Source organism: Methanosarcina barkeri MS (assembly GCF_000970025.1).
Classification (GTDB): domain Archaea; phylum Halobacteriota; class Methanosarcinia; order Methanosarcinales; family Methanosarcinaceae; genus Methanosarcina; species Methanosarcina barkeri.
The window spans coordinates 4,200,857-4,219,083 of the sequence record NZ_CP009528.1; the positions used below are offsets into that span (position 1 = coordinate 4,200,857).

At 38.0% G+C, this 18,227-nt stretch carries 21 protein-coding genes; 16 read left to right on the forward strand and 5 right to left on the reverse strand.

Annotated features, from left to right (window positions below):
* Positions 1-592 precede the first annotated feature (592 nt).
* The 7 genes from MSBRM_RS17230 to MSBRM_RS17260 all read left to right on the forward strand — a co-directional run bounded on the left by MSBRM_RS17230 (position 593) and on the right by MSBRM_RS17260 (position 7,389).
* Entirely contained in the window at positions 593-2,584 is a 1,992-nt protein-coding gene (locus tag MSBRM_RS17230; protein WP_048156476.1) for a cation:proton antiporter domain-containing protein, read from the forward strand.
* Between the two features lie 245 nt (positions 2,585-2,829).
* On the forward strand, positions 2,830-3,522 hold the full coding sequence (locus MSBRM_RS17235; protein WP_048156479.1) for a DUF1538 domain-containing protein: 693 nt from the start codon (positions 2,830-2,832) through the stop codon (positions 3,520-3,522).
* The gene (locus MSBRM_RS17240; RefSeq protein ID WP_048156481.1) at positions 3,519-4,247 is read left to right on the forward strand and encodes a DUF1538 domain-containing protein; all 729 of its coding nucleotides are present in this window, start codon (positions 3,519-3,521) and stop codon (positions 4,245-4,247) included. Before MSBRM_RS17235 ends, MSBRM_RS17240 begins: the two co-directional genes overlap by 4 nt.
* Complete coding sequence (locus MSBRM_RS17245; RefSeq protein ID WP_048109430.1) at positions 4,237-4,590, forward strand: P-II family nitrogen regulator; 354 nt, start codon at positions 4,237-4,239, stop codon at positions 4,588-4,590. Before MSBRM_RS17240 ends, MSBRM_RS17245 begins: the two co-directional genes overlap by 11 nt.
* Before the next feature lie 615 nt (positions 4,591-5,205).
* Positions 5,206-5,901 carry a DUF1538 domain-containing protein gene (locus MSBRM_RS17250; protein WP_048109431.1) on the forward strand — a complete coding sequence of 232 codons (696 nt, stop codon included), beginning with the start codon at positions 5,206-5,208 and terminating at the stop codon, positions 5,899-5,901.
* Positions 5,898-6,629, forward strand: a complete 732-nt coding sequence (locus MSBRM_RS17255) for a DUF1538 domain-containing protein (protein ID WP_048109433.1) — start codon at positions 5,898-5,900, stop codon at positions 6,627-6,629. The genes MSBRM_RS17250 and MSBRM_RS17255 overlap by 4 nt, the downstream gene beginning before the upstream one ends.
* Before the next feature lie 502 nt (positions 6,630-7,131).
* Positions 7,132-7,389, forward strand: a complete 258-nt coding sequence (locus MSBRM_RS17260; RefSeq protein WP_048109435.1) for a hypothetical protein — start codon at positions 7,132-7,134, stop codon at positions 7,387-7,389.
* A gap of 373 nt (positions 7,390-7,762) precedes the next feature.
* Here the strand turns inward: MSBRM_RS17260 and MSBRM_RS17265 are convergent, their stop codons facing one another.
* Both MSBRM_RS17265 and MSBRM_RS21565 read right to left on the reverse strand, forming a co-directional pair.
* A complete protein-coding gene (locus MSBRM_RS17265) occupies positions 7,763-9,220 on the reverse strand; it encodes an LVIVD repeat-containing protein (RefSeq protein WP_230668964.1) in 1,458 nt (485 codons plus the stop codon).
* Positions 9,181-9,840 carry an LVIVD repeat-containing protein gene (locus MSBRM_RS21565; protein WP_230668966.1) on the reverse strand — a complete coding sequence of 220 codons (660 nt, stop codon included), beginning with the start codon at positions 9,838-9,840 and terminating at the stop codon, positions 9,181-9,183. Before MSBRM_RS21565 ends, MSBRM_RS17265 begins: the two co-directional genes overlap by 40 nt.
* Before the next feature lie 424 nt (positions 9,841-10,264).
* Between MSBRM_RS21565 and MSBRM_RS17270 the strand changes: the two genes are divergently transcribed.
* The 4 genes from MSBRM_RS17270 to MSBRM_RS21570 all read left to right on the forward strand — a co-directional run bounded on the left by MSBRM_RS17270 (position 10,265) and on the right by MSBRM_RS21570 (position 11,960).
* Positions 10,265-10,648, forward strand: a complete 384-nt coding sequence (locus MSBRM_RS17270; protein WP_048156483.1) for a DUF2178 domain-containing protein — start codon at positions 10,265-10,267, stop codon at positions 10,646-10,648.
* A gap of 90 nt (positions 10,649-10,738) precedes the next feature.
* Positions 10,739-10,963, forward strand: coding sequence for a helix-turn-helix transcriptional regulator (locus MSBRM_RS17275; RefSeq protein WP_048156486.1), 225 nt, complete (start codon positions 10,739-10,741; stop codon positions 10,961-10,963).
* A 437-nt stretch (positions 10,964-11,400) separates the two neighbouring features.
* Positions 11,401-11,580: an MM0924 family protein gene (locus MSBRM_RS17280; protein WP_048109441.1), complete on the forward strand. Its 180-nt coding sequence runs from the start codon at positions 11,401-11,403 to the stop codon at positions 11,578-11,580.
* Between the two features lie 203 nt (positions 11,581-11,783).
* On the forward strand, positions 11,784-11,960 hold the full coding sequence (locus MSBRM_RS21570; RefSeq protein WP_304440478.1) for an MM0924 family protein: 177 nt from the start codon (positions 11,784-11,786) through the stop codon (positions 11,958-11,960).
* Positions 11,961-12,155: 195 nt separating this feature from the next.
* Here MSBRM_RS21570 and speB read toward each other — a convergent pair whose 3' ends face one another.
* The 3 genes from speB to MSBRM_RS17300 form a co-directional block, all read right to left on the reverse strand.
* On the reverse strand, positions 12,156-13,031 hold the full coding sequence (gene speB, locus MSBRM_RS17290) for an agmatinase (RefSeq protein WP_048156489.1): 876 nt from the start codon (positions 13,029-13,031) through the stop codon (positions 12,156-12,158).
* 82 nt (positions 13,032-13,113) lie between these two features.
* Positions 13,114-13,500 (reverse strand): translation initiation factor IF-5A, encoded by a 387-nt coding sequence (locus tag MSBRM_RS17295; RefSeq protein ID WP_048156492.1) that lies wholly within the window; start codon positions 13,498-13,500, stop codon positions 13,114-13,116.
* Positions 13,501-14,045: 545 nt separating this feature from the next.
* Complete coding sequence (locus MSBRM_RS17300; protein ID WP_048156495.1) at positions 14,046-15,821, reverse strand: aldehyde ferredoxin oxidoreductase family protein; 1,776 nt, start codon at positions 15,819-15,821, stop codon at positions 14,046-14,048.
* Positions 15,822-16,403: 582 nt separating this feature from the next.
* On the opposite strand from MSBRM_RS17300, the gene MSBRM_RS21575 reads away from it, so the two are divergent.
* The 5 genes from MSBRM_RS21575 to MSBRM_RS17320 all read left to right on the forward strand — a co-directional run bounded on the left by MSBRM_RS21575 (position 16,404) and on the right by MSBRM_RS17320 (position 18,190).
* A complete protein-coding gene (locus tag MSBRM_RS21575; RefSeq protein ID WP_080941598.1) occupies positions 16,404-16,499 on the forward strand; it encodes a (Fe-S)-binding protein in 96 nt (31 codons plus the stop codon).
* Positions 16,500-16,619: 120 nt separating this feature from the next.
* The gene (locus MSBRM_RS17305; protein ID WP_052712940.1) at positions 16,620-17,000 is read left to right on the forward strand and encodes a DsrE/DsrF/TusD sulfur relay family protein; all 381 of its coding nucleotides are present in this window, start codon (positions 16,620-16,622) and stop codon (positions 16,998-17,000) included.
* 42 nt (positions 17,001-17,042) lie between these two features.
* Complete coding sequence (locus MSBRM_RS17310) at positions 17,043-17,387, forward strand: DsrE family protein (protein ID WP_048123617.1); 345 nt, start codon at positions 17,043-17,045, stop codon at positions 17,385-17,387.
* Positions 17,388-17,451: 64 nt separating this feature from the next.
* Entirely contained in the window at positions 17,452-17,751 is a 300-nt protein-coding gene (tusB, locus tag MSBRM_RS17315) for a sulfurtransferase complex subunit TusB (RefSeq protein ID WP_048122235.1), read from the forward strand.
* Between the two features lie 154 nt (positions 17,752-17,905).
* A complete protein-coding gene (locus MSBRM_RS17320; RefSeq protein ID WP_048156498.1) occupies positions 17,906-18,190 on the forward strand; it encodes a hypothetical protein in 285 nt (94 codons plus the stop codon).
* The last annotated feature ends 37 nt before the right edge of the window (positions 18,191-18,227 follow it).

Sequence of the window (18,227 nt, forward strand, 5' to 3'; positions counted from 1 at the left end):
TTTAGAGAAAATATGTCTTAAATATGCCAATATTCATATTAAACAAATCTTTTAAATACTTTTTTATCTAATCAAGTTTTAAAAATCCTTTTTTTTCGAAAAAAAACTTAAAAATACCTTTTTATTTGAGGTTTTTTTTGATTTTACACTTTCTAATTGTTTCATTTTCTTTTAAAAATTCATTTTTTTTAGGATTTCCTTATTTCCTTCTTTTAAAGAGGGCATATATGCATAAATAGACAGAAAAGCAATTGATTCTTTATTAAGCAATTTCAGGAAAGTAACATGGCCTTCAGAGAGGGATAAAGGCTAGAGTAAATTTTTAACTTTTAAATAGACTTTGTTTTAAGCTATGAAGACTAAAAGCGGTTTTTAAATCCCCATATGCTTATTTTTATCTTATTTATCCAAATATACTCCACATAATTCTTTAATTTTCTAAAATATCTCATGTTTTAAAAATGTCTACCATGCTCTTTTATTTGTTAAAATAGCTAATTCATTTCCCCATATTAGTTTTAGTATGTTACTACCTTTTCTCGAGGGCCCAGGTCAATGAAATTTATATTATTTAAAAAATCATTATATATTGATGGCGACGAATCTTTTAACCGACCTTCTGATCATCTTCGGACTTTCTATTCCTGTAGTATTTACTTTCTCAAAATTAAAAATAGCTCCACTGATTGGTTTTCTACTTGCAGGTATTCTTGCTGGACCTTTTGGTTTTGGACTTATTAGAGAGATTGGAAACATAGAATTTTTGGCCGAAATCGGAGTCGTACTCCTGCTTTTTACCATAGGTATTGAGTTTTCACTGCGCGACCTTTTACAGCTTCGCAGAATTGTAATTTTTGGAGGCGGTTTGCAGCTTTCCATAACTTCAGTTATCGTTGCTCTTATATTCCTCTGGCTTGGACATTCCAGAGAAGCTTCGATTTTTCTTGGGTTTTTAGTAGCATTAAGCAGCACTGCAATTGTTCTTAAACTCTTACAGGAAAAAGGAGAAATTTATAGCCTTCACGGGCGGACTTCCTTAGGAATACTGATTTTTCAGGATATCGCTGCAGTGATAATTATTCTCTTAATTCCAGTCCTCGCAGGCACTCCAGGGACTGAAAAGTCATTTTTAGAGCTTATCCTGCAGGGCCTTGGGCTCATCGTGTTCACTTTTCTAAGCGCCAGATATGTCGTTCCTTTTATCATGTACCATGTGGCAAAGACACGAAATAACGAGCTTTTTCTCCTGAGTGTTATAGTAATAGGGCTTTCTGTCGCCTGGCTGACTTCCATGGTTGGACTATCTCTGGCACTGGGAGCTTTTCTTGCTGGCCTTATTATTTCGGAGTCTGAGTATTCGGTTCAGGCTCTTGGGAATATAATTCCATTCAGGGACATGTTCATGAGTATTTTCTTCATCTCAATAGGGATGCTGCTTGATCTCAACATATTAAGAGAACATCTGCTCCTGATCCTGGCTGCTACCCTGGCTGTGCTGCTTCTGAAGGCTCTGGCAAACAGTTTGAGCACCTTTCTCATAGGTTTTCCTTTGCATACAATGATTCTGGTTGGATTTTCCCTTTCACAGGTTGGAGAATTTTCCTTTATCCTTGCAAAAGTAGGTTCTGCAAGTGGATTAATTTCCTCTCTCATGTACCAGGAATTTCTGGATGTTGCAGTACTTTCTATGGTGCTTACCCCTCTTTTTATGAGTATAGGGTATCGAACCACGACTTTTGCTGACTTTCTGCCTTTTCCCCCAATCTTGAAACAGGGCTGGTACAGTAAATTTAAAGAAAAAGAATCTGAAGAGAAACTTGAAAACCACGTAATTATAGTAGGATTTGGGATAAACGGTAGAAATGTCGTGACTGCTGCAAAAGCAGCTTCAATTCCCTACATAGTAATTGACATGAATCCTGAAGTCGTACGGATAGAGAAGCAGAAGGAAGAGCGTATTTTTTACGGTGATGCTGCTCAGAATGCTGTACTGGAACATGCAGGCATCCAGACCGCGAAATCTGTTGTCGTGACCGCAGGTGATCCTCCGAGCGCTAAAAGAATAATTGAAGCTGCCCAAAGGTTAAATCCGGAAATCCACATCATTGCCAGAACACATTTCCTGAGTGAGCTGGATAAGTTCTATGATTTTGGGGCAGATGAAGTCATTTCTGATGAGTTTGAAAGCTCAATAGAGCTTTTCACAAGGGTACTTCACAGATACTTAGTTCCCAGCAGTGAAATCTATTCCCTTACTTCAACATTACGTGCCGACCATTATAAGATGCTTCGAAGTACTGGCATCCCCAGGAAAAAAATCTGCGATCTGGCTCTTGATTTTGCAGATGTGGAAATCCGGAGTATCAGGGTAGGGAAATTCTCAAAATCAGCAGGAATGACTCTTGGGGAACTCAATCTTCGGAAGAACTATGGAGTGTCCGCACTTGCAATCTCACGTAGTCATAAAATCATTCCCGGACCGGAAGCTGAGACTGAAATTCTCGCGGATGATATTCTGCTTGTGATCAGCCCACCTGAAAATGTTGAGGAAGTTAGAAAGCTTTTCGAGGACGGTGCGGAATAAAGAGAAGTTCCATTTTGTTATTTATAATGAGAGAGTTTATAATGAAAGATTTAACTTAGCTATAATGTTTACATACTTATAGTAACTATATTGTTAATGCTTATATTCTAAAATTTTTGGGGTCAAAAGTACTTGAATACTCACAAGTGGCAGATTTAGAATTTAGTGTTTATTTTTATATTTATTTAAACATTTTTATTTGCTCGCTTAATTAAGTGCTTATTTATCTATCTGGTGGAACTTTCATGATGCGTGATGTTAAAGAAACTTTTCAGGAAGTCGTCCAAGCTATATTTCCTTTAACACTTGTAGTCGTGTTACTGTTGCTTGTGTTCGTCGGTATAGGCCTGGATGATCTGATCTCCTTTTTGATAGCTACAGTGCTAACTGTAATCGGAATGACCTTTTTTCTAACCGGGGTTAAGCTGAGTATGCTTCCTATAGGTGAGGCAATAGGAGCTGATTTGCCTAAGCACAGCTCACTGGCTTTTATCGCAGTGATGGTGTTTCTACTCTCGTCCTTTGTAGCTGTAGCGGAACCTAATGTAAGTGTTTTAATTAGCATGATAAACTCAGCTTTACAAGGGAGTATAGATAACAATTTACTGATAATTTCTATATCCTTTGGAGTAGGTTTTCTTATGGTTATTTCCGTCCTGAGAATAATCTTTGGATTTCCGATCAAATATCTGTTTGCAGGAAGTTATTCAATCATACTCATGCTGTCTTTCTTTGTACCTGCTGATTATCTGGCAATTGCCTTTGATTCCGGAAGTGTGACTACAGGAGCAATGATTGTGCCTGTGATTATTGGCCTTGGAGTCGGGATAGCTTCAGTATTGCAAGATAGATCTGAACTTGATGGTTTTGGACTTATCGGCCTAGCGACTATAGGTCCCATATTGAGTCTCATGCTACTGGGGGTTCTGTCTTCATGAGTTTAGAAATTACGGGATTTTGGCTCGTGTTTTTTGAAGTTATCCAATCAATTGCTCCTCTAATAATTTTCTTCACATCCCTTCAGATATTATATTTAAAGCTGCCATTATCACAATTAGTAAGACTTTATATAGGGCTAGCCTTCACTGCATTTGGTATGATCTTATTTCTTCATGGAGTCAATAACGGATTTCTCCCTGCAGGAACGAAGATAGGGGAGTTCTTTGGCGATTCTAAGAAGAACTTTTTAATTCCTCTAGGTTTTGTTCTTGGTTTACTTGCTGCTTTTGCGGAACCTTCTGTAAGAGTATTGTGTTATCAGGTTGAGGAATCTTCCAGTGGCTATATAAGATCAAATCTTATGCTCTATATGCTTTCCTTCGCAGTTGCTATGTTGTCTGCGATTTCAATGGTAAAAATTGTCTATAAGATACCTTTCATATACATAATAGTTCCAGGTTATTTATTTGTCCTTATTCTGTTATGGCTTTGTGACAAAGATTTTGTGGGTATTGCATTCGACGCAGGAGGAGCTGTAACAGGTCCGATGGCTGTGTCTTTTCTGATGTCAATGGCTGTAGGAGTGGCTACATCATACGAGGGGACAGATCCTGTCGCAGACGGCTTTGGCCTGATTGCGATGATAGCACTGGCGCCCATCATTTTCGTTATGCTTCTGGGTGTTTACATAAGATTTAACGGAGGTAGAGAGAGTGTGCAATGAGAAAGATTTTGTATTAATAGTCACAATTGTAAAAAAAGGCTGGGGCGATGAGGTAATTAAGGCTTCAAGAAAAGCCGGTGCCCATGGCGGAACAATCTTATTTGGTCGCGGTACAGGAGTTCATGAGAATAAAAGTATTCTTGGCTTAATGATCGAACCAGAAAAGGAAATCGTCCTCACAGTAGCTGAATCGACAATTGAGGATAAAATCAAAAATAGTATTATTGAGGCTGTAAACCTCAACGAACCCGGAAAAGGGATTGGGTTTGTAGTTTCTCTGGATAAAGTATTTGGAATTTGTCATCCACTTTATGATATGTTGCACTCTAACAGAGAAATATGAGTAACTCCACTTAGGAAATTATGAATGTTCCTATCTGGAGACTTTCAAGTTTGAATTTAACTTAAAAACTTATTTTTTTCGTTAGATCTGGTTGACATTTGCTATTCTCAATAGTGATAATTTTAAACAATGAAAATTAGCCGTTACCACGGTTAAAAGAGAAATAGCATAACAATGAGGTCTGTTAAGGATTATTTTAAAATCAAGGAGTAGAAAAAGTAAATTTACTTGCTATCTATATTTTATTTAGACGGAGACTTGTGCTCAAAGAGTATTATATAATATTAGTCATATAATTAATTGGGGAATTGGCAATTAAGATTCAGATATGAAATCTACGATTTAAACCAGATGTCTAAAGCTGAAATAGGAAATTTAAAAATCCTTGTAGAAAATAGAATTTCTAAATTCATAATATATTAAGATTAATGAATATATATAGACATGTAAATACAATGGATCGTCTGCTCTTTCAACTTAACAACGTGGCGAAGATACTTCACCAGTTTAGCAATAATTGATATTTTCAATATGTCTCATTGATGAAATTTACCTTAAACAGCTCAGATCTGTAATTTGTAAAGTAAATTCTATCTATTGCGGAGGGAAATTTTTATGATATGTGATATTAAAGAGACTATTATTGAAGTTGTGCAGGCAGTATTTCCTTTAACGCTTGCAATACTTTTGCTCATGCTGACATTAGTTGGTACTAGTTTGAACCAGCTTGCATCTTTTTTGACGAGCATATTACTTATCTCACTGGGAATGATTTTTTTTCTTGTAGGCGTTAAGATTGGTATACTTCCAATGGGTGAGGCAATAGGAGCTGATTTGCCCAAGCATAATTCACTTGCTTTTATTGCAATAGTAGTCTTCCTACTCTCGTTTCTAACAACCATTGCGGAGCCTGATGTAAGAGTTTTAAGTAACATGGTTAATTTAGTTTCACAGGGCAGTATAGATAGTAATATGATAATAATCTCTATAGCCTTTGGAGTTGGCTTGTTTGTAGTTATTTCTATTTTCAGAACAATTTATGGAATTCCAATCAGGTATCTGTTTGCAGCAGGCTATCTAATTATACTCGCGCTGTCATTTTTTGTACCGAGTGAATACCTGGCAATCGCTTTCGATGCAGGAGGTGTGACCACAGGGTCTATAACTGTACCTGTTATTATGGCTCTTGGAATCGGAATAGTTGCAGTATTACAAAAGAAGTCTGAACTTTCAGATAATTTCGGAATCATGGGATTAGCTTCCATGGGCCCTGTAGTTATTGTAATGTTGCTGGGGGTTCTGTCTTCATGAACTCAGTTACAGAGGGAATCTCGCCTGTATTCTTTGAAGTTATTCAGTCACTTGTCCCTCTTGTAATTTTTTTTGCTCTATTTCAAAAAGCACATTTAAAGCTTCCGTTTTCACAATTAATAAAACTGTATACCGGATTAATTTTAGCCGGATTTGGAATAGTATTATTTCTTTATGGCGTATACAGTGGCTTTTTTCCTATAGGAAGAGAGATTGGTGAATTTTTCGGCAATTCCGACAAAAAAAACATTTTAATACCGATAGGTTTCGTGCTTGGATTCCTTTCAACTTTTGCAGAGCCTGTTGTAAGGGTATTATGTTACCAGATTGAAGAGTCTTCCAATGGTTATATAAGATCAAAACTTATGCTTTATGTTCTTTCCTCTGGAATTGCTGTGTTCGTTGCCATTGCAATGGCAAAAATAATTTATGGAATCCCTTTTCTGTATATAATAGTCCCAGGTTATCTATTCGTATTTGTTTTATTATGGTTTTGCGACAAAGATTTCATAAGTATAGCATTCGATGCAGGTGGAGTTGCAACAGGCTCTATGGCTGTAACATTTCTCACATCAATGACCGTCGGACTAGCATCTGCACATGAAGGTGTAGATGCAATTGCAGACGGTTTCGGCTTAATTGGAATGATGGCACTTGCACCCGTTATTTTTGTTATGTTTCTGGGCATTTATATAAAATATAATGAAGATAAAAAAGATATTCAATGAGAAACTTTGCGTTAATAATTAAAGTTATAAAAAAATTATACAAATTTAACTATTACAGTTTCTCGTAGAAACTTGCACCTTTCGAGAAATAATATATTATTTGGACTCTATATATCATTCATGAAAATAAAAATATTTTTAGTTTAATATTGAATCTGATAAAAAAATTACTCTTACAATAACTAAATCAGATATTGTAGATAATAAATTCTATTACTAAGGCAGCAAAATGAATTCTATTACTAAGGCAGTAAAAATGTTAACAAACCCCCAAATTAGTGTAGGATCTTTGGTCTGTGTTGATTAACATGGTATTGCTCATACTGTGAGAAAGAGAATTACCACAGTAAAAATCTTATTTATAATCTCTATTCATAATCTCAGCACTGCTGGAACCTGCAACAAACAATTAAACCAAAATGAACATTCAGAAAAAAAGAAGTTTGAGAAATAAATCGGATAACATTACCGCTTAATAGCAATGAAACTTTGAGGCTCTAAAATGTTTAAAGTCCTTATTGACATCCCTGCGCAAGCCTTTTTGAAATCGGCTGATGAAATGACTTACTCCAGAGTCAAAGAAACTCTTGATGAACTTGTCCTCGATCCGGTCCCACCGCGAGCAAAAAGAATAATTGAGAGTAAGGAAAAGCTTTTCAGACTACGGTCCAGGCATTTAAGGCTGCTTTATAGAGTCAATTATGAGCACCAGACCCTGGTAGTTATAATTATCGAGCCTGTAAATCGCATGTATCGTTGAAGAGAGTAAAGATGTAAACTCTTCTTCCGTTAAGTGTTATAACAGGAAATTAGAAAAAGAATGATCAGGCAAATACAAAATATAATTTCAACCTGTCTTAAGAAATTATCTTGCATAGTTCATAATATGCAAGACTACTATAAATTATTTACTCAATATTGACTATTGAAACTCATGGGATTCCAATAAACTGAGATATAGGCATAAATTTTATACATATATTCTATTTTTAGGTATCAATAAACTCTAATATTTATTATGATATATTTTTTGAATAGTTAGACCGAAAACATTGGGAATTGCTATTATTTTTATACATCTTCAAAAAATAATTTTTTTTATTTTTGGAAATTTTTCCAAAAAGTCAGTATAACTACCTTTTGTTACTTCCTTTTATGTAAAATATAGTTAGCAAACTAACAATCCCCCAAATTAGTTCAAATCCTGGAGTTTTTTTGCTTTCTTTTGGAGGAGCGCGGGTCTCTTTTTTCTGCTCAGGCGTCTGCTTAACATTTGCTACTGCACTCTCATTTTCTTGTTTAAGGCTCTGAGTGTTATTTTCAGGCTGTGTTAAACTGGAATTCATAACAGAAGTTACTGACTGTTCTAAATTGGCTTTTAATACCAAAATACCATTATTGGAATCGGCTACATAGATAGTACTGCCGGAAATTGAAACGTCCAAAATTCCCCAGGAAGAACTGAATCCTCCTTCTACAATTGGAGAAGAGGAATTGCTAATATTAACAATCACAAGACCAGAATTAGCAATATAGGCGTAATTACCTGAAACTGAAATGGCCTTACAAATGCCAATATGGCGGCTTTCGCTTCCTTTGTGAATTGGAGAAGAGGGATTACTGATATCAAAAATCACAAGACCATCAGAGTCTTCAACTAAATAAGCGTAATTGCCGGAAACTGCAACACAGTCAGCATATCCAGTTTCATACTTTCCTTTAAGGGTCGGAGAAGAAGGGGTGCTAATATCAACAACCACAAAACCGTTATCACCAGCAGCTAAATAGGCGTAATTGCCGGAAACTGCAACACTACAAGCACGTCCGGCAGTATTGTACCTTCCTTTGAGCTTTGGAGAAGAAGGATTGCTGATATCAATAATCTCAAGACCTTTATCACCAGCAGCCAAATAGGCGTAATTGCCTGAAACTGCAATATCTTCAGCAGATCCTTCAATAGTGTAGCTTCCTTTGCGAATTGGAAAGGAAGAATTACTAATATCAACAATCATAAGATCACTAAACTCGGTTACATAGGCATAATTGCCTGAAACTGCAACATCCGTAGAATAATCGTCAGTACCAGAGCTTCCTTTAAAAATCGGAGATGAAGGGTTGCTTATATCAATAATCGCAAGACCCAAAATACTATTAGCTACATAGACATAATTGCCTGAAACTTCTATATTGTCAGCATATCCAACTGTATCGTAGCTTCCTTTAAGGACTGGAGAAGAGGGACGCCTTATATCAATAATCTCAAGACCACGATATGTGGTTACGTAGGCGTAATTACCTGAAACTGCTATTCCGTCAGCGTCTAAAGTATTGTAACTTCCTTTGAGAACTGGAGAAAAGGAGTTGCTTATATCAATAACCAAAAGACCCTTAGTAAAATCGGCCGCATAGGCGTAATTGCCGGAAACTGCAACGCTGTAAATGCTTCCAGAGGTATAGTATTTTCCTTTAAATGTTGGAGAAGAAGGATTGCTCGTATCAACAATCACAATACCATCATCCCCATCAGCAACGTAGGTATAATTGCCTGAAACTACAGCACTCCAAGCAACTCCATGCCATGGGTATTGCATTTTCCTTTAAGGATTGGAGAAGAAGGATTGCTAATATCGACAATTAAGAGACCATTATCACCAGCAGCTAAATAGGCGTAATTGCCGGAAATTGCCACAGTACGAGCATCTCCAGAAGTATTGTAATTCCCTTTAAAAATTGGGGAAGAAGGATTACTGATATCAATAATGTCAAGACCACTATAATCATCAGCTACATAGGCGTAACTGCCTGAAATCGCTATACTGCTAGCATAGCCAGGTGTATCGTAGCTTCCTTTAAGAACCGGAGAAGAAGGATTGCTAACATCAATAATCACAAGACCGTTATCACCAGAAGCTACATAGGCATAATTGCCGGAAATTTTTACTCCAGATATTAAGTTTTTTGTCATAATCCTACCTACTGAAACAGGTGAAGAAGGATTAGCAATATCCAGTATCACAAGATCCTGTCCTTGCCCAATGTAAGCGTAATTGCCAATGACATCAACGGCATCTATAAACCCTCCGAAATGCCCCACAGGTTTCACTTTACCTTTAGGAACAGATGCTGCCCCAGCAATTGTTACTGCAATTGTTACCAAAAAAGCAACAAATACAAATGGATAAATTATTTTTTCTTTATTCCCATAAATCATACTCCTTTTCCCCAAATGATTGTCCAGATGTACAAAGATGTAGGATTTATTTCCCAATTTGTCCGTTATTATCCGTTCAAGACAGGATGCGCTTTTAAGTTGATGCACTATTGAGAAATGAGTCGTATTTTTGCATACATATATGGAAGTTAATTTTTAGACATTTTTAACTTCTTTTTAATTATCCTATAATTTCTATTTACTTTGTATTAAAATTTTGTTTTTCTAATTTCCCTTCTATCAACCTTTATCTATGTACTCAGAATAGCCTTTCGACAACTTAATATAATGTAATGAGATATATACAATATGTAAAGTTTGCATTACATATTGTAATTAAACATAGACATTTATACGTGTACATATACATGAGTATACTGAGAGAATTCGGCTTTCATTGAAAACCCTTATGGAGGTTCTGTAAATGAAACATAAGCAGTTCAAAATAATCACCTTTCTTACTACAATGGTTATGGCAGCTGTAATTAGCTTTTCAATTTTAATAGGAAATCCTGCACTTGCCGTAGCTTCCTTCTTTGGAGGCATAGCTGTTATGTACCTCTCAAAACGCAGACTGGAAGATATTGTAGAAGATGAGAGAATTCGTCAGATAAGTCAAAAAGCCTCAGGAATTACATTCCAGTTCATAATTCTTAGTTTTGCCATCGGGGGTGCAGTCCTTATAGCAATGAAGGATACTTATCCGAAATATACGGATTTTGGTTTTTTCATGTCATATGCAGCTTGTACGGGTCTTGTACTCTACTCTATCTTTTATATGTATTTTAATATGAAATCAGGAGGCTAAGTTGAAGGTTAGAGTTTACAGGTTTCCAGATTACTGGAGTATCTCATCAGACATCCGTTTACACTCGCTTGTGAAGAGATGGAGTTTTCAATGAAAAATAATATGAAAGTTTACAGGGCAATGCAAGATCTTACTCAGGAAAACCTGGCTGAAAAAGTAGGAGTTACAAGGCAAACCATAAACGCAATTGAAAAAGGTAAATATGATCCCTCGCTTGAACTTGCATTCAAGCTTGCCAGGCTTTTTGGCGTCCGTATTGAGGAAATTTTCCTCTATGAAGACCGTGAAGTCAGAAGTTCAGAAAGAAAAGGTTGATTTATTTAATTCTGAGATAAGAATTTACTAATTTAAAATTGAGAAATTTTAAAAAAATATTTTTTAGATAGTTCTAAGTTTAATTTTTTTCATTGAAAGCTGATTTATGAGATATTTCCAGATAAACCTAACTTTCCTGAATTCTCTGAACAAGTAAACCCGGAGAAAAGAAAGCCATATAACTAATTTATATTTCCACGAAAACGAGAACTGAGAGCTATTCAGGCTCTCTAGCAAGTAAGCTGATTTTCCTTTCAAAGATTAACAGTAGTGCACTCCAAAAAACAATTTTAGTTTTTAAATATATTTATAAGAAATGAAAAGATAGTTACAATTAATGGACGTCTGCAGATGTACAGACCGTCAGCTTTTGTTATCAGAGAAACTAACAGGTAAATAAACAAGTTGTAAAGAAAATAAGCAGGAGAAAAGAATCTATGATGCAATCATTTATAGTAGAACACTATCTCAATAAGGATGTGGATGTTTATTGCGGTGGACCTGATGTTTTCAAGGGAAATGTAGAAGCCTGTGCCGATAATGTTCTGACGCTCAATAGCGAAGGAAAACTCACCCATATAGCTATTGATAAAATAATAGCCCTCTGGGGCCAATAAGTTCAAAGTTCCAAATTCCGATATTTCTGTACTATAGAGGACAATTATATAGAACAAATGAATTAAGGAAAGATTTTAAGAATTTTCTTCTAAATCTGACTAAAACTGGAAAGCTGAACTAGTGCCCTGGTTTTTGGGAATAAAGGTCACTCAAATTGGCGGCCTGGATTTTGATATATGAGAAAATGTTGAGGTGCAAAGAAGTGCAATCTTTTATAGTAGAACATCTTCTAGGCGAAGTCGTAGATATTTACTGCGGGGGTCCTGATGTATTTAACGGTAAAGTGGAAGCCTGCGCAGACAACGTGCTCACTCTCGAGCATAACGAAAAGTACACGCACATAGCAATTGACAAGATAATAGCCATTTGGCGTACTTAACTAACGTAAACCTCGTTGAATAAAAAGGGTTCTGGACGCATCAAATCTGGATATACTGAGCCCTGGAGTAATGAGTCCTGAGATATTGAACTCTGGATGTAATGAGTCCTGAGATATTGAACTCTGGGAAAGTTCCGAAGTTTTTAATGCTTCGCCTTTTCCAGCAGTTTAGCTAAAACTTTCTGTTTTCTTAGCTTATGCTTTCCTGCAACTTTTTGCATGGGAAGCAATAAATTCTCTCATCAATTTTGCCCCAAGCATGGCGGTTTGCCCGGAATCGTATTCAGGAGCGATTTCTACAACATCAAAAGCCATTGAGAAAGGAGCAAGTGTCCTTATTGCAGTCCTTACATCTCGCGCACTCAGGCCAAAGGGTTCAGGCGTGCCGAGACCAGGAGCATAAGCCGGGTCTATTGCATCCATATCAAGGGAAAGATAGATCTGACTGCAGTCAAGCCACTCGAGGGCTTCTTTAAGAATCTCTACCATGCCTGTGGATTCCACATCATCAGCTGTGTAATACTTCAGGTTATTTTCCCTGGCAAAAACCCATTCTTCTTCCGGACCACTTCTTATACCTATGGAAACAAGATTCTTAGTGACCTCACTGAGGATATTTCGGGACACACAGGCGTGGTTATGCTTAAAGCCCCTGTACTCTTCCCTGAGGTCAAAATGGGCATCCAGGACAAGGACCCCGAAATCTTCTCCTGCAAGTTCGGCGCAGGCTTTCACCATAGCGAAAGTCAGCGAATGCTCCCCTCCAAGCATAATGGGAAGCTTTCCATCATTCAGGAGGTCTTTTGTAGCTTCGTAAAGGCTCTGCAGAGTCTCGTCAACCAAAGCGGAAGTTTCCAGATTCCCGGCATCATAGATCGGAAGATCGACAAGGTCTATGTCGAAAGTCGGGTTGTAACTCTCAAAATTCGCAGAAGCCTGCCGCATAGCGTCAGGAGCCCAGCGGCTGCCTGCCCTGTAAGAAGAGGTATTATCAAAAGGCACGCCGAAGATAACATAACGTGCAGATTCATAGTCTGCAAGAGCGTCTATAAAGGAATTGGGTAAAAACATAATTTAGCCTGATATGAAATTATTTGCTTAAAAAAAGAACGACTCAGGTTCTTAACCTGAGTTTCACTTTAGTGTAGGAAGTTTATGTCCGTATATCGAGCTTGACCTTACTAAGAGCTGTAATGTAAGAAATCTCTTCGCCCTCTTTGACCTTCTCCTTGTATTCATCAGGAACTACGATCTCAAAGGTTGAGAAGTCTCCCATGTCCATAAGCTGGGCAATGTCGCCGGTAATCGAGAGTACCTGTGCTGTCTTTCTTTCCACAATCGGGACGTATACTTTGGTTGCAACTGAGCCTATGAAGGAGCGCTTCTGGCCGTCAAAAAGTCCGATAGCCTCTACTCTTGCCTTTGCAGCCCCGTGTTTTCCCGGTTTGGACTTGGTAATACTTTTTATGACACATGCTTCGTCATCAATGATTACATATTTCCCTTCTTTGAGTTCCTTAACTTCTACCTGCTGTTTCATAATGATTCTCCCATACGTTTTTATATGTTTATAAATAAGCTGTAAACGCCATTCCGGATTTGCCAGAAACTTTCCACGGCTCCGGTAAAGTAGTATAAGAAGGCTTTTCTAATTTTTAAGCCTGACTCTTATTTTACCAATACATTACTTAAGATCTGCATAGAAAAACTGGAAAATATTCCGAGCTTGGAGTGCCTGCAGAGCTAATCTACAGATCGAGAACTAATACGATTAATTTATCCTTGACTATATAACGCTTGTGCGAGATTTTACGTCTTTTGACTGGATTCCTGAGAAAACTGCCTGAAATCTCCGAAAAAATCCGGAAAAATCCAGATTAAAGGAATACTGGATTAAAGGAAATATTGGATTAAAGGTAATATTAGGTTTCAAAGAGAAAATCCTTTACTCAATAAGAGTTATTATTCTCTTGAAGCATACAGTGTAGTAAATTTGCCTGGAAATTCCCTTTTTTCTTTTACAGGTGGTTCCGGACTCCGTTCCGCAATTCTTACGCCATCCACACTGTCTTTCCGACTTTCGTCTTAAAAGCTGCTCCCAAGTTCCTTTAACTTTTTCGATCCGGGAACTCCTTCTTCATTCCATCCGCGGTAATGGTAATATTCCTGAAGTGCAGCTTCGAATTCCTGCCTGGGAAGTCCGTACCCTTCGTTTTCACCCTTGTTTTCAAACAGCCTTTCAGGAAGGGTATCGTCTTTTCGGGCAAATCCTGCATTAAGGTTATACGTTCTCTCCAGATTATAGATTCTTTCTCCGATTTTCAGGAGCTCCGCAGGTGATATTTCCATACCTGCACCCGAAAGCAAAAGAGCAGAACCTAGCTCTTCGTTAAGGGCAAAACCTGAGAAGGGGCAGAATACAAAAGAGTCCAGAACTGCAGTCAGGTTTTCAAATACCTGGAGGATACCTGCTTTTCCTTTAAGGCTCAGACGATTAAGACTTACAGGTCTTCCAAGTACCTCGGGTCCAACCATGAAAGCAGTCAAATAGTCTCCCCCATGGGTGGAAGTAGCATAAGCCAGGGCCTGTCCCTTTATCCCTCGCGGATCAAAACCTCCGAGTTCGAGCCCCTTTACATCCATGCTCAGGTCTTTTCTCCCAAGGCCTGATAAGTATCTCCTGGCTCCATTTCCTAGTTTGCCTCCTTCCCCGATTTCAAAGAGCCTGGATTCCAGTTCATTAGCCTTGATTATTCCTTCTTTGAGTTCTGCATATGCCCCGAGCACGGAACCTGCCGAGATAGGATCAAGCCCGTAATCCTTGCATATCCTGTCAGCCTTAAGCACGGAAGTGATATCAGGGTTTTCAAGGTTAAACCCGAAGGCCCAGAAGGAATCGTAATCAGGCAAAATCTGTCCTTCAGGTAAAATCGGCCCTTCAGGCAAAATCTGCCCTGCATTTTTAAACATCTGCCCTGCTCCTTTAATTCTTTTTTTACAACCCAGAGGACAGCCAGGACAACTCTCATTTTCAAGCTTGAAAGTGGATTTGATACACTCTCCTGAAAGTAAATCTGCAAAAAGAGTCTTTTTTCCGGTAAAGTTCCTGCTAGGAATGAGATTCATATAATCCAGCAGTTTTACAAGCACAGAAGTGCCGTAATTTGCAAGGCCTTTAGAAAGCACGGGACTTGCATCAAAGAGCTTCGATAGTTTTACCTCAAGTTCCCTGAATCTCTCAGGAGCAGAAGGTGAAAGTTCCTTTTCTCCTTTTACAACCACGGCTTTGAACATTTTTGAGCCGGCAACCGCACCCAGACCTCCTCTCCCGCTATGTATGGAATCAACAACAAAAGAGGAAATAAGAACCTGTTTTTCTCCTGCCCTACCAATACAGGCCACACTGCCTTTGTCTTCAAGGGCTTCGGTACATTCTCTGATATTCATTCCCCAGAGATGTTCTGCGGGCACAATTTCAATATTTCCGGTCTCTATTTTTACATACGAAGGCCTTTTTGCCTTTCCGATAACAATCAGAGCATCGATTTCAGCTTTCTTCAGTTCACTTCCGAAGCCCCCAGTCATGTTCCAGCTAAATATCGTGCCTGTTAAAGGCGATTTTGATGTGAGGACCGCACCTGAAGCCATCGGAGCAAGGCCAGAAAGAGGCCCAGAGGTGAATATTAAGGGATTTTCCGGACTAAGAGGGTTAATATTCGCGTCTGCAAGTTCGGAAAGCAGTTTTACCCCCAACCCTCGGCCACCAAGGTATTTCCGAATTAAGTTCTCATCGGTCCTGACTGTATTTACAGATTCAGAACCAAGGTCTACATATACTGTTTTTCCTTTCAAGCCCGCCATATTAATTCCTCTATTTCTTTTCCCGCTCCATTTTACTTCTGTTTTTACTCCTGCTTCTTAATTATGTTTTTACTCCTGCTTCTTAATTATGTTTTTACTCCTGCTTCTTAATTATGTTTTTACTTCTGCTTTTTAATTATGTTTTTACTTCTGTTTCTTAATTATGTTCTTACCTATGGATAGATAACCATGGACAAGACCATAATAGTTAACATTAGCGTTTTTATTCAATAATCAAAGGATAAGAACTGTGACCTTAATGGCAACTAATCCCATAAACGCCGTAGATATACAAAATAAAATTACCAAATAAATCAAAAAAGAGTATCTTCTTCAAATTGTATGAGTAAAAGTAAATTTCATGTATTTGCTGAAAATTTAAGAATTTAACCAAGCGTAAGAAACAACTTCAAACGATGCATTTAACTCAATAACTGTATGATAAAATTGTTGCACATTTTTCGAATTGGAAAATCCTCCATTAAATTTGAAGAGAATACCGAAAATTTAAAAAACACTATCAATGAAACTATTAAATAAGGAATAGTTCTGCCTCCCAGAGGAAATGTCAGGGTAGAACTTATGGGCATATATAAACACCTGCCCCAGACCAACTGTCGAGACTGCGGTGAACAGAGCTGCTACATCTTTGCCATAAGGCTACGGCAGGACAGGTAAGTTTAGATCAGTGTACGCAACTTAAAGAGTCAGGTTATGAAACCAACCTCGAAAGGCTACAGTTTCTGGCTGGCGTACATTTGAGTCACAATCTGATGTATCAATCAGTTGGAGGAAGCTTTGAAAACACTAACAATAGTACTCACTGATGGTCCTTACATCTCTGAGTACGCTGAGATCGCCTACAAACTCGCCAGGGCTGCACTTAAACAATATAAAGTAAACATATTTCTGTACCTGGATGCAGTGCACATCCCAAAAAAGAGCCAGGACCCATCCTTCTTTACCAATGCAGGACAACTGTTTTCCGGACTTGCGGAAAAAGGGGTCGTTATTCGAGCCTGTGCGCGATGCGCCAGTGCAAGAGGCTACATTCCAGAAGAGGAGATTATACAGGGAAGTAACTGCAGAGATTATCTCCCTGGAATAAGAATTACTAGCCTTTATGAGCTGTCGGAAATGTTAAATAAAAGTGACAGAGTAATTTCACTTTCAAGATAAGGTTTTATTGATAAAATCCAATTTTTGGGAGGTTCGGATCTTATGAGATCAGTTTTTTATCTGCTGGATACAGCACCATACGGCAGTGAAAAAGCTTTTGGAGCATTGAATGCAGCTGCAGTAAGCCTTAGGAAGATGGATGTGACTCTCGGTCTTTATGGCGATGGAGTTTATCTTGCGGTTGCAGGGCAAGACAGCAGAAAGCTTGGATTACCAAACCTTGCAGATATTCTTTATGCATACGGGGAGTTGAGAGTGCTTGTGCATGAACCCTCGCTGATGGAAAGGTACCTTTTCGGAGAAACTTTGATAGAAACCCTAGAACTGACCGACGAAGAAGATTTTTTTGAAGTAATGAAAAGCTCGGATGGTGTGATCTCGTTTTAATAATGGCTGAATACTACTTAATGGCTGAATACTACTGCTGATCATGGATTTATCGGATGATAATATGAAACAAGAACAATCGGATGTGTTCCTGCTGACAAAGCCTCCCTTCAGCCAGAAATCGGAGTTATGTCTTAAACTGGCTGCCTGTTCTGAGAAAGCCAGAATCTACCTTGCAGGAGATGGAGTCTATCACCTGCTTACCGGGATAGAAGAACAACAAGAGTTCAAAATTTACGCATGTAAAGAAGACCTGGAAGCCAGAGCTATGAGGGCAGGAGATAAAGTGACAGTCTTGGATGACTTTTACACCGATTTTATAGAGGATATAATGGAGCATTGCAGGCATGAATATACATTTTAAAATTTTAAGTGTTGTAATTTGAGAATTATATTTTTTGATTTGTGGTAAAAAGTGCCAGATCTTTTTTGCCATATTTTACTTTGCCAAATTTACTTTCATAATTGCAACCGCTCCTTTAAGTTATTGGAAATAAAGCTGAACCGGATTGATTTTTATGGTTGAGAGTATCCCGAAAGAGATAATAAAAGAACTGCAATCAGTATGCCAGTTGCATGAGGAAGCTGTCTGCAATCACGATAAATGCAGGGAATTTAGTGAGAGTTTATCAGGAATATTGGTCCGGCTTGAAGATCTAAAATTCTACCGGATGGCTGACAGACTGATGAGTATTCTCCTGAACTGCAAGCCAAAGGAGGCCTCTCACTGTGAAAAAGCTAACCTCGTTGGAGAAATGATGAAAGAAATAACAAAAGAAGCTAAGAGAGCGGCAGGAAAATGAAATCTGAAGCTTTCTTATTTTATAGCTTGTTTAAAGG